The sequence below is a fragment of the Nitrosospira sp. TNL200 genome, assembly GCF_055386305.1.
Map to the genome: position 1 here is coordinate 2,356,891 of NZ_AP041003.1, position 14,730 is coordinate 2,371,620.

A 14,730-nucleotide genomic window follows, 5' to 3' on the forward strand; every position below is an offset into this window, starting at 1 on the left:
GCTCTCTCCTTTGTTCCATGAAATTTTTTTGTACTCTTCTGTACTCGAATGATCAGTCCTGGCCGCTTCCAGCCGCATGACTTGTCCCCATGCCCGCCTAGCCGTCATTCCTCTCCCGTCATCCGGTCCGCCTTTTTACGCCTTTCTACATACACCTTTCCATACAGACCTTTCTACATACACCTTTTTTCAGCTATACCCCCAATGCTCCAAGGGCCACCCTCAAAACGCCGCCTAGCCTATCCTCTCCATCCCAGACTGTCAAGAATGTACTCAACGGCTGTATCGATATTACAACTAAGGAAGCGCTGAATAAATCTCCGACAAGCCCTTTTGCACGATACTTGAAAATCCGTAAAACCATTCATCAGTGCCTTTTATCGCCTGGTTGGCCCAGTCTGGAATAATGCACTTTAACCTATCATCCTAAACCGGCAGTTGACCGCTTATTTCCAGTTTAGGGCCATGATCCACAACGACTTTCCGCGGTATTTGACGTTCACCTGTATGGTGAGTTCGCTACAGGGCGGATTGCGCGGTTTTTGCAGCACATGGCTGCGTTACAACTCCCTGGGATGGAATGGCCATTCCGCGTCGAGGCACCTTGCCCTGCACTCCAAAAACTGCACACTTCACTCTGCCCAACTGCCGGATTCAGGATCATGCACGCGTTAACAGCCAGAAAACCAGTCCGGCCAATATGCCCAGCAATATGAAGGAGGTAACGAGAACAATCTTCAGCCGCATGCGAAATATCTCGACCGCCTCCACGATCAGCGCATTTTGTTCAGCCAGCGATTTGATCAGCTCGGCGGAGGATTGCTGCTCCTGGCGCAACTCGGCAATTCTCTCCTCCATCAACCTGATCCGGCTGTCCAGATTGGCAAGGCCCTCGCGCCGCCCCGGATCCGAGCCTGATGCATAATCGTTCTCAGCGGCCTTTGCCGCAGAAAACAGATGTTTTGCCGCTTTGACGATATGCGGCGCGGATTCCAGGACATTTCCCCAAGGAATGATCTTTAATGCGGTCATCCAGCTGATAGGCATGTTAAGGAACCTCCGACTCCGAATAAATCCCCTGTAAGCACCCCCTGATTTTCCTGAAACCCTGGCAGCCTGTCGGACTTAAAGGAGGAACCCGACAAACTGCTGATCCCCGATACAAGTCTGGCAAAACCCGAATTGCAATCCGGTTGATTTATTTCCCCGCCAGCACGGCTGCCACCGTTTCACCTATTGCCGAGGGCGTCGGGCAAATGGTGACCCCCAGATCTCTCAGTGCCGCCACCTTTTCTGCAGCGCTCTCTCCGGCTGATGAAATAATCGCGCCGGCATGGCCCATGCGACGGCCTTCGGGAGCTGTCAGGCCTGCTATGTAGGCAATAACCGGCTTACTCATGTTTTCTTTGGCGAAAATACCCGCTTCAATCTCCTGCGGTCCGCCGATTTCGCCGATCATCACCACCATCTTCGTTTCCGTATCCTCTTCGAAACGTTCCAGAATATCACGATGAGAGCTTCCGATGATGGGATCGCCTCCAATTCCAACCGACGTCGATATGCCGATGCCCAATATTCGCATCTGGTCCGCGGCTTCGTATCCCAGCGTGCCGGAGCGGCCCACGATTCCCACGTCTCCGCGGGAATAGATGTGCCCCGGCATGATTCCCAGCATTGCGCGTCCCGGACTGATGGTGCCGGCACAGTTGGGACCAGTCAGCACCATTCTTTTTTCCTTCGGGAAACGGCGCAAAAAATTTTTAACGGTCATCATATCCTGCGTCGGGATGCCATCGGTAATGGCAACACAATATTTAATCCCTGCATCAGCCGCTTCCATGATTGAATCCGCCGCGAAAGCCGGAGGCACAAATACGATACTTGCATCAGCCCCCACTTTTTCCATGGCCTCTTTTACCGTATTGAAAACAGGCAGGCCCAGGTGTTGCGAACTCCCTTTGCCCGGTGTCACGCCACCCACGATATTCGACCCGTAGTTGATCATGTCCTGCGCATGGAACGTGCCGATCTTGCCGGTAAAACCCTGGACGATGATGCGCGTTTTTTCGTCGATTAGAATGGCCATTATTTTCCTTTGCCTTCCGCCGCAACGACTTCGTTTCGTGCCTGAACAACCTTGTAAGCCGCTTCGGCCAGCGTATTCGCGTTAACGATAGGCAAGCCGCTTTCCTCGATGATCCTCCGGCCCTCTTCCACATTGGTGCCGGACAAGCGCACTACCAGGGGAACCTGCATGTCAATATTTTTTACCGCATGCACCACGCCCTCCGCGATCCAGTCACAACGATTGATCCCCGCGAATATGTTTACAAGCATCGCCTTTACCCCTTTGTCCGCCAATACCAGTCGAAATGCCTTTTCCGTGCGCTCCGCGGATGCGCCACCCCCCACATCCAGAAAATTTGCGGGCTCTCCGCCCGCCAGCTTGATCATATCCATCGTCGCCATCGCCAGGCCGGCGCCGTTGATCATGCACCCGATGTCGCCGTCAAGCCCGATATAGCTCAGACCATGCTCCGCCGCCGCGACCTCGCGCGGGTCTCCCTGGGTTTGGTCCCGCAATTCGGCAATCTCGTGGCGCCGAAACAGCGCGTTCTCATCGAAGCTCATCTTTGCATCCAGCGCGATCAATTCACCGCTGACTGTCACGACAAGCGGATTGATTTCCAGCATGCTCGCGTCGAGATCCCGGAACGCGCGGTAACAGCCTTTGATGGTTCTGACGGCATGAATGAGCTGCGAGGCATCCAGCTGTAATGCGAATGCCATTTCACGTGCCTGGAAATCCTGCAGGCCTACGCTGGGTTCGACGAAAATTCTTTTAATGGCGCCGGGATTGGTTTCCGCCAATTCCTCGATTTCCATGCCACCTTCGGCCGAGCCAATCATCACAATACGCTCCGAACTGCGGTCGATCAGGAAGCAGAGATATATTTCCTTGGAAATGAGCGTGCCAGCTTCGACATAGACTCTTGAACAGATCTTGCCTTCCGGTCCGGTCTGGCGGGTCACCAGATTCTTTCCCAGCAACTCCTCCGCTGCCGACTCCACTTCATCATGGGTCCCGCAAATCTTGATGCCCCCCGCTTTGCCGCGCGCCCCCGAGTGGATTTGCGCTTTCACGACCCATACATTGCCATCTATTTCCCTGGCGCGCTGCACGCTCTCTTCCGGGCTGTAGGCCAGCCCCCCTTCAGCTATCTTGACACCGCATCTCGCAAGAATCTCTTTTGCCTGATACTCGTGAATATCCAATACGTCACCTTATTTTAATTAGATGGAAAAATATGCTTCCGCGCCATGAGCCGCTTCGCAGCGGGAACGGAATGAAATTTGCTGAAAAAAAACAATAATTTTATCCGGATTCCCGGCTTTGGCAGTGGAGCCCCACCGTATCGCAAATAGCTCCACGTCATAATGACATAATGGCAGCTCATTATTGGCCGCGTCATGAGAATCCGCGCGATGGAGAAACAAAGTGTGGAGCAGGTATGTGCCATCACCGCGCACGACTCCATTCTCTCCTGTCTATGCACTTCTTGCGCCAATCGCCTCCGCCATTTTTACTACATTATTGGCCATCCTTGCCGAAGCCGCATCGATCAGCCTGCCGTCCAGCGCGGCCGCTCCCTTCCCTTGCGCCGCCGCTTCCTCCAGGGCGGCCAGAATACGTCTGGCCCTTTCGAGTTCTGCATCGGGAGGCGTAAAGATTTCATTGGCCAAGGCAATTTGAGACGGGTGTATGGCCCATTTACCCTCGCAGCCTAAGGCAGCCGCTCTTCTTGCCGCCATCTTATAGCCTTCGGGATCCTTGATATCTCCAAACGGGCCATCTATAGGCCGCAAGCCATAGGCACGGCAGGCAACCGTCATGCGGCTGATGGCTGCGTGCCATTGATCGCCGGGATAGTCGGGATTGAGTCCGCCGATATTGGTTGTCCTGGCACGATTGCTGGCCGCGTAATCGGCCACGCCGAAATGCAGCGCCTCCAGGCGCCCCGGCGCACCGTTACGGGCGATGTCTTCCACATTCGCCATGCCCAGCGCCGTCTCGATCAATGCCTCGATGCCTATCCTGTTTTTCAGACCCTCCTGCATTTCCAGCTGGCTTATCATGGCTTCCACCATGTAGACATCTGAGTAAAGGCCAACTTTGGGAATCAGGATGGTATCCAGCCGGCTGCCCGCCTGTTCCACCACATCCACCACATCCCTCACCATGAATTGCGTATCCAGCCCATTTATGCGCACCGAAACGGTTATGCCATGGCCCTTCCAGTCCAGGTCATTCAGCGCCTCGATGACATTCTTGCGCGCTCGCAGCTTGTCGTCCGGCGCGACCGCATCCTCGAGATCCAGGAAGATAAAATCAGCCCCGCTTTTCAAGGCTTTTTCAAACATTCCGGGATTGGAACCAGGGACTGCCAGTTCGCAGCGCTGTACACGGACAACGGAAGCTTCGTATAAGGTGTGGCTCATTTTTCTTTTCCTGTTGGATATCATTGAACCGGCATGTGCCGGGGCTTCCTTGAACCTAAATCCGGTAGTTGGCCGCTCTTTTTTTGTTTAGAATCATGATCCACAAAGATTTTCGCGATACTCGACATTCACCTGCGTGGTGAGTTCGCTACAAGGCGGATTGCACGATTTTTGCGGCACATGGCTGTGTTGCAACTCCCTGGAATGGAATGGCCATTGCGCGTTGTCGCGCCTTGCCCTGCACCCCAAAAACCGTACGCCCCACCCTGTCCAACTGCCGGATTTAGGTTGAATAACCCGCCATTTTACGTTTGAAGACGGGAATGTTCAAATTTTACATGCGCTCGAATCTGCTCTCGAAAAACGTGCCGGCCGCCCCAATATGACATGAAGGAAGCCCTGAACAAGTCTTCGCTGGCGCGGCGATGGCTTTGCGGGATGGGATGCGCGAAAAGCGACGACGCGTAACAACTCTGGTACCTTAGCGTTTTCATGGCGCATCGCTAGAAACCGATGGTCCCCGCCTCCTATCCGCTCAATGCGTAATGGTCCTGACAGACTGTGCAGCAGGAAGCGGCAACAATCGGCATGATATCGTGCCAGACCCGGGCCGAAATGATGTAAAAGCGGCATAAATGAACGATAAGGGAGCAACTGGAATGCCCAATGATCCATCTGGAGATCGGCTCAGGCCGGGCCTCGGCGAAGTGCTTCGGCCCGCATTGACCGGCGCCTTGAAAGGTATCGAAAAAGAAAGCCTGAGAATAGCCGTTGATGGATCGATATCGCGGCGCCCGCATCCTGTTCGACTGGGATCGGCGCTGACTCACCCGTACATCACCACCGATTATTCCGAAGCGCTGCTGGAGCTGATTACGCCAGCGTTATCGGATGGACAGCAGATGCTGGATTTCCTGGGTGGCTTGCATCGATACGTTTGCAGCAACATAGAGGATGAATTGCTGCTCGCAACGAGCATGCCGATGGGAGACCTGCGCGACGGCACGGTACCGATAGCGCGCTATGGTTCATCCAATCCCGGATCCATGAAGCATATCTACCGGCAGGGGCTGGAATACCGTTATGGCAGCTGCATGCAGGTAATCGCGGGAATTCATTTCAACTATTCGCTTCCTGCGGAGTTCTGGTCGCAATACCGGGATTTCATGGCGTACAAGGGCGATCTGCAATCATTCACGGCAGATGCATATATGGGCCTGATCAGGAATTTGCAGCGCTATGGATGGCTCATCCTTTACCTGCTCGGCTCCTCACCCGTGGTAAGCAAGAGCTTCGTCGACAGCCGGAATTCGGCTTTCTGCCATACCCTGGAGAAATTGGATGAAACGTCTTACTACAGACCGTACGCAACCTCCCTGAGGATGAGCGAGATCGGTTATGTAAATCCGGTTCAGGCAACATTTCACGTTTCCTTCAACAGCCTGGATGAATATATAAGGGATTTGACCAGGGCGACATCGGTATCCTATGCGGGCTATGAAAGAATTGGCGTAAAGGATCAAAACGGCCGGTACAAGCAACTCAATACTTATCTCCTCCAGATCGAGAACGAATACTACACCTCGGTGCGGCCGAAGCAGCCCACCGGGCCAAACGAACGACCGCTTCGGGCATTGAGAAGCAGGGGTGTTCAATATATCGAAATGCGGTCCCTGGACGTCGATGTTTTTGAACCGCTTGGGATCTCGCTCGAAAGCACGCGATTTCTCGAAGCCTTTATCCTTTTCTGCCTGTTCGAGAAAAGTCCGAAACACGACCTGGATAAATGCGCCGAAATCACTAGCAATGCGTTGACGGTAGCAAACAACGGGCGTGAGCCCGGGCTTAAACTATCAAACGGAAAAAATCAGATTTCACTTCGGCATTGGGCATCGATGCTGTGTGAACAAATGGAGGAAGTCTGCGACGTTCTGGACGGAGGCGATCACGAGAAACCCTACCATAAGGCACTGCAGAAGCAGATAGAACTGATTCGGTATCCCGATATGACTTCCTCAGCCCGGATGCTCTCTGAGATGCGGGAGCAGAAAATGTCGGTAGATGACTTCTCGCTGCAGAAATCAGGCGAATATACGCAGCACTTCAGGAATCAGCCACCAAGCATGCCGCTCAGGCAGGAGCTGGAGTCAGGTATCGCCAAGTCCCGGATAGACCAGAGCCATCTGGAATCAGGCGAGAAAATCCCTTTCGAAGACTACCTGGAAAATTACTTCAGGCTATCCTGAATCCGGCAGTTGGACAGGGTGGAATGTGCGGTTTCCGGGGCGCAGGGCAAAGCGCGACGACGCGCAATGGCCATTCCATTCCCAGGGAGTTGCAACGCAGCCATGTGCTCCAAAAACCGCGCAATCCGCCCTGTAGCAAACTCACCATGTAGATGAGTGTCGAGCACCGCGGAAAGTCTTTCTGGATCATAACTCTAAACCGGAAATGAGCGGTTAGCTGCCGGATTTAGGATTATAGGAGCGACAGGATCCTTATCGCGCCCCTCTCTTCTGATACTTCAAGACCGCCTGATTGTGTTCCGCCAGGCTGCTGGAAAAATGGGATTCGCCGTTTCCCTTCGAGACAAAATAGAGCGAATCGGTTTTTGCAGGATGGAGTGCGGCCTGGATCGAGGCGAGCCCAGGCATCGCAATGGGAGTAGGCGGCAAGCCCCCGCGGGTATAAGTATTGTATGCGTGATCGGCCAGCAGATCTTTCTTTCGCAGGTTGCCATCGAATTTTTTCCCTAGGCCGTAGATAACGGTGGGATCGGTTTGCAACAGCATGCCTGTTCGCAACCGGTTGACGAACACGCCAGCCACCATGGCGCGATCACTTTCTCTGCCGGTTTCCTTTTCGACTATGGAGGCCAGAATCAGCGCCTGATAAGGATCGGAAAGAGGCAGATCAGCCGATCGTTTCGTCCAGGCCGCATCGAGACGGTGCTGCATCGCCCGATAGGCACGCTTCAATATCGCTACGTCGCTGCTGCCTTTTGGAAAAAAATAAGTGTCGGGGAAAAACAATCCTTCCGCCGCTGTCTGCGAAGCGCCGATCAGCTTCAGAATCTCTTCCTGGGATAAGCCGGCCGTGTCATGACGCAGCGCCGGATGATCATCCAGGGTTTGCCGAACCTGGGCGAAAGTCCAACCTTCGATGAATTTGATATCGCTCTGATTGATGTCTCCCTTTGTGATGCGCTTCAGCAATTCCAGGAGAGACGTGCTTTCGCTGATTTCATAGTCGCCAGCCTTGAGAGACGCGGCAAGACCCATGGCGCGCGAAAGCAGCACAAATGTCCACGGATCAGGCAAAACCCCTTCGCCGGTCAATTGCCTGGCAACACTTGTCAAGCTGCTGCCGGATTGAATCGAGAATTCGTAGGGAACTTCGGGGAGATGAACGGGAGCGTTTATCCGATAGGCAAACCAGGCCGTAAACAGGACAACGCCAATCAGGATAATGAAGACGAGCCGTTTTAAAATACGCATGCGCCATGAAACATCTGGACAAATTCCCGAGAGAGGACTTGTTTACTGGCGAATTCGGATACAGGAGAACAGTATCCTTACCTCACGCCCGGCCAATTTCCATACTCATGCTCAAATTTTAGAGAAGATCAGTGTGCCGTTCGTTCCACCAAAGCCAAAGGAGTTCGACATGGCCACATCGATCTTCATTTCACGCGCGGTGTTGGGAACATAATCCAGATCGCACTCGGGATCCTGTTCAAATATATTGATGGTAGGAGGAGAAACCTGATGATGTACCGCCAGGGTGGAAAATATCGCCTCCACGCCGCCCGCCGCACCCAACAGATGCCCGGTCATCGATTTTGTCGAATTCACCACGAGCCTGGCCGCATGTTCACCGAAACAGCGTTTTACCGCGATGGTTTCCGCTATGTCTCCCAGTGGAGTGGATGTTCCATGCGCGTTGATATAGTCCACCTCGGCCGTATTGATCCCGGCATTCCTCAACGCGTTGGTCATGCAACGCGCCGCGCCCTCTCCATCCTCGCAAGGCGCAGTCATGTGGTAGGCGTCGGCGCTCATTCCATACCCCGACAATTCCGCGTAAATCCGGGCTCCGCGGCGTTTCGCATGCTCCATTTCTTCCAGAACCAGCACTCCGGCGCCTTCACCCAGAACAAAGCCGTCACGGCCCCGGTCCCACGGCCGGCTCGCTGTAACGGGATCGTCGTTGCGTGTTGAAAGAGCCCGTGCCGAGGCAAACCCGCCGACGGCGAGCGGCGTGACGCAGGATTCCGCACCACCCGCAACCATGACATCGACATCGCCATATTCAATCAGGCGAGCCGAATCGCCGATGCAATGGGTCGCAGTGCTGCATGCCGTGACGATCGCCAGATTCGGTCCTTTGAAGCCAAACATGATGGACAGATTTCCCGCAATCATATTAATGATCGTGCTCGGAATAAAAAACGGCGATATCTTGCGCGGACCGTGCTCCTGGTAAGCAATATGGGTGTTTTCGATCATCGACAAGCCGCCGATGCCGGAACCGATATTGACTCCGATGCGCTCGCCTTCCAGCCGGGAACCGTTTATATCGTCAATGCCCGCGTCTTTGACCGCCTGGATCCCCGCAGCCATTCCGTAATGGATAAAAATATCCATGCGCCGCGCTTCCTTGGCGGAAAGATAGTGATTGACGTCAAAATCTTTGACTTCCCCCGCGATTTGCGAAGCAATGGCCGAGGAATCGAAACGGGAAATCCGGGTGATGCCGGACTTGCCTGAGAGAACATTGTCCCACGCGTCCGGAACTGAATTGCCGACGGGCGAGATCATGCCCAACCCCGTAATGACTACCCTACGTCTGGACAAGATGACTCCGGAAAAAGAGGTGCTCGAAGCAAGAGATCAGGGATTGTTGGTATTGATGTAATCGATGGCCTGTTGAACAGTGTTTATTTTTTCCGCCTGCTCATCAGGAATTTCACATTCGAATTCCTCTTCCAGCGCCATGACCAGCTCCACGGTATCGAGTGAATCCGCGCCGAGATCATCCACAAAAGAAGATTCGTTTTTTACCTCAGCCTCATTCACTCCCAGTTGCTCAGCCACGATTTTTTTTATACGCTGTTCCACATTTTCCATCTAAAGACCTCTTCTCCGTAAGAAAACGCCGTCATTCTAGCAAGTTTTCAATATTAGTAAAATTACTACCTTGGCGGGACCTCAAGGCTCCCTGGAGCTCACGGTATCCTTCCGGAAGACCGAATTCGACAACCGGCAGCTGTTCGTCAATCCATATACATTCCACCGTTGACATGAAATGTCGAGCCGGTAATATAGCTCGCGGCCGGCGAGGCGACGAAGGCGACGACCGAAGCAACCTCCTCGGGGGTCCCAAGCCTGCCCAACGGTACCTGCTGCAACAGCATCTGCCGTTGTTTTTCCGTAAGCGAGCGTGTCATGTCTGTCTCGATGAAACCCGGTGCAATGCAGTTCACCGTAATGTTGCGGCTGGCCACCTCGCGCGACAGGGATTTGCTGAAGCCGAATACGCCGGCCTTGGCGGCCGCATAATTGCTCTGTCCGATATTGCCGGTAGTCCCGACGATCGAGGAGATATTGATAATACGGCCGTAACGCATCCTCATCATTTGGCGCAGAACGGCACGGCTTAACCGGAACACGGATTTGAGGTCAGTCTCGATGATATTGTCCCATTCCTCATCTTTCATCCGAGCAAGCAGATTATCCCTGGTTATTCCTGCATTATTTACCAGGATCGCGATATCGCCGAATTTATCGTTTGTCGTTTTAAGAACGCTCTCGATTTGCGCGGCGTCATTCACATTCAACACGGCTCCAAACCCATTGATACCTGCGTCGCGCAAATAGTGGTCGATAGCCTGAGAACCACTTTCGGCGGTGGCGGTCCCGATCACGGTCGCCCCCTGCCTGCCCAATTCAAGCGCGATGGCACGTCCTATGCCTCTGCTCGCCCCGGTCACGACAGCTACACTATTCTGTAACATTATCCTCCATTACCGTATCAGGGAATTCGTTCGCAGATTCGTCCGCTCAAAGCTCGCGGAGGTTGGCTGCTTATGTTAATAGGCTTAAAGCATGCCGAAGAGCCTGGCCATCAATCAAGGGCAAGCTCTGCAGGTTTTTGTCGATGCGTTTATTCAATCCTGACAGCACCTTCCCCGGGCCGCACTCCACGACAATATTCACGCCCGCGGCAGCAAAAGCGCGAATAGTCTCCGTCCAGCGCACCGGTTTGAACAATTGCTCCACCAGAATTTCTTTTATGACACCTGGATCGCCATGCCCCTGGACGTCCACGTTATGCAGCAGTGGAATTTGCGGAGCCCCAAGCTTCACTATTTCCATTTGCCGCCGCATTCTTTCCGCCGCGCCTTTCATCAATGAACAATGGGAAGGAATGCTCATGGGCAACATTACGGCGCCTTTTGCGCCATTCGCTTTCGCAAGCTCCATGCCCCGCAGCACGGCATTCCTATGTCCAGCTACGACGACTTGTCCAGGAGAGTTGAAGTTCGCCGGTTCCAGCGACTCCCCATCGGAAGAACTGGCAACTGTCCGGCATAAAGACCGTACCGCTTCATCGTCGAGCCCAAGAATGGCTGCCATGGCGCCGGTATTTCCGGGAACCGCCTCCTGCATGGCTTCGGCGCGGAAACGCACGAGCGGCAAGGCGTCGGCAAAAAGCAATGCGCCCGAGGCAACCAGCGCGGTATATTCGCCCAGGCTATGGCCAGCCATGAATGCCGGAACAGAATTCGTACAGCTCTGCCATGCGCGGTAGACCGCAACACCGGCGATCAGCATCACCGGTTGCGTATTTACGGTTAAATTGAGCTCATCAATCGGGCCCTCGTTAACCATCTTCCAGAAATCCTGCCCCAGGATATCCGCCGCTTCCGCGAAAGTTTCGCGCACTTCTGGAAAATCCGCATATCCGCCCATCATTCCTATGGATTGAGAACCTTGTCCGGGAAACACGCATGCAACTTGTGTGAGCAATTTCATATTACCGGTCGCTTGGTTTGTATTGGAGGTCATATGAACGCTTTCTGCGGAAAACCGGACGGGCCGCGCTCCGATTGCCGTGGTCGAATGACTGGCGCCCTGCCCGATGGCAAGCGGAACAGGAAGAACCCAGGAGTGGACATCACCATCTGATGAGCGCCGACCCCCAGGTGAATCCTCCACCGACGCCCTCCAGCAAAACATGCTGGCCAGGCTTTATACGGCCATCGCGTACCGCGATATCCAACGCCAGAGGAATCGAGGCGGCGGAAGTATTGCCGTGCTTGTCCAGCGTAACCACTACTTTTTCCATCGGTATGCCCAGCTTTTTCGCTGTGGACTGAATGATCCGGATATTTGCCTGATGCGGGATCAGCCAGTCGATATCGGACGCTCGCAAGTCATTTTCCGCCAGCGCTTCCTCTACCGCTTCTTCCAGGACCTGAATCGCAAATTTGAAAACGGCATTGCCTTCCATCATGACGAACGGCGTGCCTCTAAGTTTGCCCCCGGCGATGTTCGCTGGCACAGCGAGCGTCTCCCTGTGGCTGCCATCGGCATGCAGATGAGTGGAAAGTATTCCCGCCTGATCACTTTGCGTCAGCACGACTGCCCCCGCGCCATCGCCAAACAACACGCAAGTGCTGCGGTCGCTCCAGTCGAGTATTCGGGAGTAGATCTCGGCGCCCACAACCAGCGCATTCCGGCACCTTCCACCCCGAACGAACATATCCGCTGTGGCAAGCGCGTAGACGAAGCCGCTGCATACCGCCTGCACGTCGAATGCGGGGCACCCTCCCACGCCAAGCTTATCTTGAAGGATGCATGCAGTGCTGGGAAAAATAACATCAGGTGTCGTCGTTGCGAGAATGATAAGGTCGATCTCCGCGGCCTGAATGCCGGCAGCGGCAAGCGCGCTGCGGCTGGCATTGAGCGCGAGATCGCTTGCCATTTCGTTATCCGCCGCCATGTGGCGCTCAACGATACCGGTGCGGGTCCGTATCCATTCGTCGCTGGTATCCACCATGCGCTCGAGTTCATCGTTTGTGAGAATTCTTTCCGGCAGGTAGCTACCCGTTCCGCTTATTCTGGAATAGGTCATGGAAGAAGGCTTTCCGGCAAAGGCTGGGGATGAGAAGGCGTTTTTCTGGAATGGTGCTGCAATTGCGCCACGCGTTCGCTGATATGACGCAGCATTCCGCCGCTGACTTCATCCACTGCTCGGCCGATGGCGCACCCGAATGCATAGCTGTCGGCGGACCCATGGCTTTTGATGACGATACCGCGCAGTCCGAGCAGGCTTGCGCCATTATATTGGCGATGGTCCACGCGCCGTTTGAATGCCTTGATAACTGGCAAAGCCACTACTCCCGCAAGTCTCGTCAACAGGTTGCGCTTGAATTCCTGGCGCAGGTAAGTGGAAAGCATTTGCGCCACGCCCTCGGAGGTTTTCAGCGCCACGTTCCCGACAAACCCATCGCAGACCACGACATCGGTCGTTCCTTTATAAATATCGTCTCCTTCGATATTGCCGAAAAAATTGAGTCCGCTATCGCGCAACAATTCCGCAGCCTGCTTGACCACTTCGTTGCCTTTTATTTCTTCTTCGCCTATATTGAGCAAGCCTACGCTGGGCCTTGTCTTGTTTTCAACGGAAGAAACCAGCGTAGCGCCCATTACTCCAAACTGAAGAAGATGCTCCGCGGTGCAATCCACGTTGGCGCCCAGATCAAGTACATAAGTGTGTCCTTGCATGGTGGGCAGCACCACCGCCAGAGCCGGACGATCGATGCCTGGAAGCATTTTCAATACAAAGCGGGAAGTGGCGATCAACGCTCCCGTATTACCCGCGCTGACACACGCCTGGGCCTCGCCGCTTTTAACCAGATTGATCGCCACCCGCATCGAGGAATCTTTTTTTCCTCGTAGAGCCAGGGCAGGCGACTCGTCCATACCGACAACCTCGCTTGCCGACCGAAGCCTCAGCCTTGGACCAAGCGCCGTTCCTCTGGTCCGCAATTCCGATTCGATAACGTCGGGCAATCCTACCAGAACAATATCCACATCAGGATTGCGATCGAGATAATTGATGACTGCAGGAACCGTCACATGAGGGCCATGATCACCACCCATGCAGTCTATTGCTACGGTAATATTCAATTTCGACGCCACAAGGCCGGCTAGGCCACGGTTAGGCCGGGGTTTTCAGTATCCCCACGGCTTCGGGACGATCAATCCCCTTTTGTCTTGATGACTTTTTTGCCGCGATAATAACCATTGGGGCTGATATGGTGGCGCAGATGGACTTCTCCCGTACTGGGCTCCACCGTCAGCGATGGATTGCTCAAAAAGTCATGCGAGCGATGCATACCTCGCTTGGATGGTGATTTTTTGTTTTGCTGGACTGCCATAGCGTTTAACTCCGTAAAATAAATTTCAATGCAGCTTTTTTAGCGCTGCCAGTGCGGAAAAGGCAGTTCTCCCCTCTTCCGTATTGCCACTCTCCTGTTTATCGATGGCGCACTCATCTTCTCCATGGCGAGGAGAAGCGGGCAGGCTCAGGATCACCTCATCCTCGACAAGAGCAGCAATGTCCAGTTCCGGCGTTGCCAGGATACAGTCAACCGACGCGTCCGCGTCAAGGCGGGCGAGTTCGCTTTTGTCCCTCGCCAGCATGAGGTCCGTCCGCAAGTCCAGCATATGCCCGATTGTTCCGAGGCAGCGCTGGCACTTCAGACTTATCTGCCCCTGGATGCGTATTTGCAAGCTGGGCTCGGTTCCCGCTCCCGAGCCCCCAATAATGGAATATTGTAATTCGCCGCGATTATCGGTCAGATAATCCCGCAAGCGCTCGAATCCGGAAACCACCATTTTACCACGGAGCACCTCCGCGTTACGGGCAAAATCAAGGGGGTCTATAACGATAGGGGCTGGCACGGCACGGAATCCTCCTGCGAAAATGGAATGCTTGAAATGCTTGCCTTAAGGAAGCCCTACTGGGAAGCCCTGCTGGGAAGCCCTGCTGGGAAGCCCTGCTGCATTTCATACTCATGCTCAAACATCGTACCGGCTTAACCACTTCCTCATCGATTTACGTTCTCGATTGATAGAAGCAGCGTTTGGCATTAGAATCCAGCAGGCGTGACGCACGGCGCGCATCATATAATTTTTGACAGTGAGTGTCAAAAATCAA

General features: G+C 54.1%; 14 protein-coding genes. 1 reads left to right on the forward strand and 13 read right to left on the reverse strand.

Annotated features, from left to right (window positions below; genetic code table 11):
* Positions 1-660 precede the first annotated feature (660 nt).
* From ACZ5CE_RS10630 to ACZ5CE_RS10645, 4 genes are all read right to left on the reverse strand, one after another.
* A complete protein-coding gene (locus tag ACZ5CE_RS10630; protein WP_464574884.1) occupies positions 661-1,047 on the reverse strand; it encodes a hypothetical protein in 387 nt (128 codons plus the stop codon).
* Between the two features lie 151 nt (positions 1,048-1,198).
* Positions 1,199-2,086: a succinate--CoA ligase subunit alpha gene (gene sucD, locus ACZ5CE_RS10635; protein ID WP_464574885.1), complete on the reverse strand. Its 888-nt coding sequence runs from the start codon at positions 2,084-2,086 to the stop codon at positions 1,199-1,201.
* The gene (locus ACZ5CE_RS10640; protein ID WP_464574886.1) at positions 2,086-3,276 is read right to left on the reverse strand and encodes a malate--CoA ligase subunit beta; all 1,191 of its coding nucleotides are present in this window, start codon (positions 3,274-3,276) and stop codon (positions 2,086-2,088) included. The genes sucD and ACZ5CE_RS10640 overlap by 1 nt, the downstream gene beginning before the upstream one ends.
* 273 nt (positions 3,277-3,549) lie before the next feature.
* Complete coding sequence (locus tag ACZ5CE_RS10645) at positions 3,550-4,500, reverse strand: HpcH/HpaI aldolase/citrate lyase family protein (RefSeq protein ID WP_464574887.1); 951 nt, start codon at positions 4,498-4,500, stop codon at positions 3,550-3,552.
* Positions 4,501-5,159: 659 nt separating this feature from the next.
* Between ACZ5CE_RS10645 and gshA the strand changes: the two genes are divergently transcribed.
* Positions 5,160-6,746, forward strand: coding sequence for a glutamate--cysteine ligase (gene gshA / locus ACZ5CE_RS10650; RefSeq protein WP_464574888.1), 1,587 nt, complete (start codon positions 5,160-5,162; stop codon positions 6,744-6,746).
* A gap of 252 nt (positions 6,747-6,998) precedes the next feature.
* On the opposite strand, the gene mltG is transcribed toward gshA, so the two are convergent.
* From mltG to ACZ5CE_RS10695, 9 genes are all read right to left on the reverse strand, one after another.
* On the reverse strand, positions 6,999-7,997 hold the full coding sequence (gene mltG, locus ACZ5CE_RS10655; RefSeq protein WP_464574889.1) for an endolytic transglycosylase MltG: 999 nt from the start codon (positions 7,995-7,997) through the stop codon (positions 6,999-7,001).
* A gap of 111 nt (positions 7,998-8,108) precedes the next feature.
* Positions 8,109-9,356, reverse strand: coding sequence for a beta-ketoacyl-ACP synthase II (gene fabF, locus ACZ5CE_RS10660; RefSeq protein ID WP_464574890.1), 1,248 nt, complete (start codon positions 9,354-9,356; stop codon positions 8,109-8,111).
* A gap of 36 nt (positions 9,357-9,392) precedes the next feature.
* A complete protein-coding gene (acpP, locus tag ACZ5CE_RS10665; RefSeq protein ID WP_464574891.1) occupies positions 9,393-9,629 on the reverse strand; it encodes an acyl carrier protein in 237 nt (78 codons plus the stop codon).
* A 146-nt stretch (positions 9,630-9,775) separates the two neighbouring features.
* Complete coding sequence (gene fabG / locus ACZ5CE_RS10670; RefSeq protein ID WP_464574892.1) at positions 9,776-10,516, reverse strand: 3-oxoacyl-ACP reductase FabG; 741 nt, start codon at positions 10,514-10,516, stop codon at positions 9,776-9,778.
* A gap of 70 nt (positions 10,517-10,586) precedes the next feature.
* Positions 10,587-11,537: an ACP S-malonyltransferase gene (gene fabD / locus ACZ5CE_RS10675; protein WP_464574893.1), complete on the reverse strand. Its 951-nt coding sequence runs from the start codon at positions 11,535-11,537 to the stop codon at positions 10,587-10,589.
* Between the two features lie 142 nt (positions 11,538-11,679).
* Complete coding sequence (locus ACZ5CE_RS10680; protein ID WP_464574894.1) at positions 11,680-12,639, reverse strand: beta-ketoacyl-ACP synthase III; 960 nt, start codon at positions 12,637-12,639, stop codon at positions 11,680-11,682.
* Positions 12,636-13,697 carry a phosphate acyltransferase PlsX gene (plsX, locus tag ACZ5CE_RS10685; protein ID WP_464574896.1) on the reverse strand — a complete coding sequence of 354 codons (1,062 nt, stop codon included), beginning with the start codon at positions 13,695-13,697 and terminating at the stop codon, positions 12,636-12,638. Before plsX ends, ACZ5CE_RS10680 begins: the two co-directional genes overlap by 4 nt.
* Before the next feature lie 71 nt (positions 13,698-13,768).
* On the reverse strand, positions 13,769-13,948 hold the full coding sequence (gene rpmF, locus ACZ5CE_RS10690; RefSeq protein ID WP_464574898.1) for a 50S ribosomal protein L32: 180 nt from the start codon (positions 13,946-13,948) through the stop codon (positions 13,769-13,771).
* A gap of 25 nt (positions 13,949-13,973) precedes the next feature.
* Positions 13,974-14,474, reverse strand: coding sequence for a YceD family protein (locus tag ACZ5CE_RS10695; RefSeq protein WP_464574899.1), 501 nt, complete (start codon positions 14,472-14,474; stop codon positions 13,974-13,976).
* Positions 14,475-14,730 lie beyond the last annotated feature (256 nt).

Bases quoted from the DNA above. Each gene is read 5' to 3' on its own strand.
- ACZ5CE_RS10630 (WP_464574884.1), bottom strand. From the start codon at position 1,047: ATGCCTATCAGCTGGATGACCGCATTAAAGATCATTCCTTGGGGAAAT.
- sucD (WP_464574885.1), bottom strand. From the start codon at position 2,086: ATGGCCATTCTAATCGACGAAAAAACGCGCATCATCGTCCAGGGTTTT.
- mltG (WP_464574889.1), bottom strand. From the start codon at position 7,997: ATGCGTATTTTAAAACGGCTCGTCTTCATTATCCTGATTGGCGTTGTC.
- rpmF (WP_464574898.1), bottom strand. From the start codon at position 13,948: ATGGCAGTCCAGCAAAACAAAAAATCACCATCCAAGCGAGGTATGCAT.
- fabG (WP_464574892.1), bottom strand. From the start codon at position 10,516: ATGTTACAGAATAGTGTAGCTGTCGTGACCGGGGCGAGCAGAGGCATA.
- ACZ5CE_RS10680 (WP_464574894.1), bottom strand. From the start codon at position 12,639: ATGACCTATTCCAGAATAAGCGGAACGGGTAGCTACCTGCCGGAAAGA.
- ACZ5CE_RS10645 (WP_464574887.1), bottom strand. From the start codon at position 4,500: ATGAGCCACACCTTATACGAAGCTTCCGTTGTCCGTGTACAGCGCTGC.
- acpP (WP_464574891.1), bottom strand. From the start codon at position 9,629: ATGGAAAATGTGGAACAGCGTATAAAAAAAATCGTGGCTGAGCAACTG.
- gshA (WP_464574888.1), top strand. From the start codon at position 5,160: ATGCCCAATGATCCATCTGGAGATCGGCTCAGGCCGGGCCTCGGCGAA.
- fabD (WP_464574893.1), bottom strand. From the start codon at position 11,537: ATGAAATTGCTCACACAAGTTGCATGCGTGTTTCCCGGACAAGGTTCT.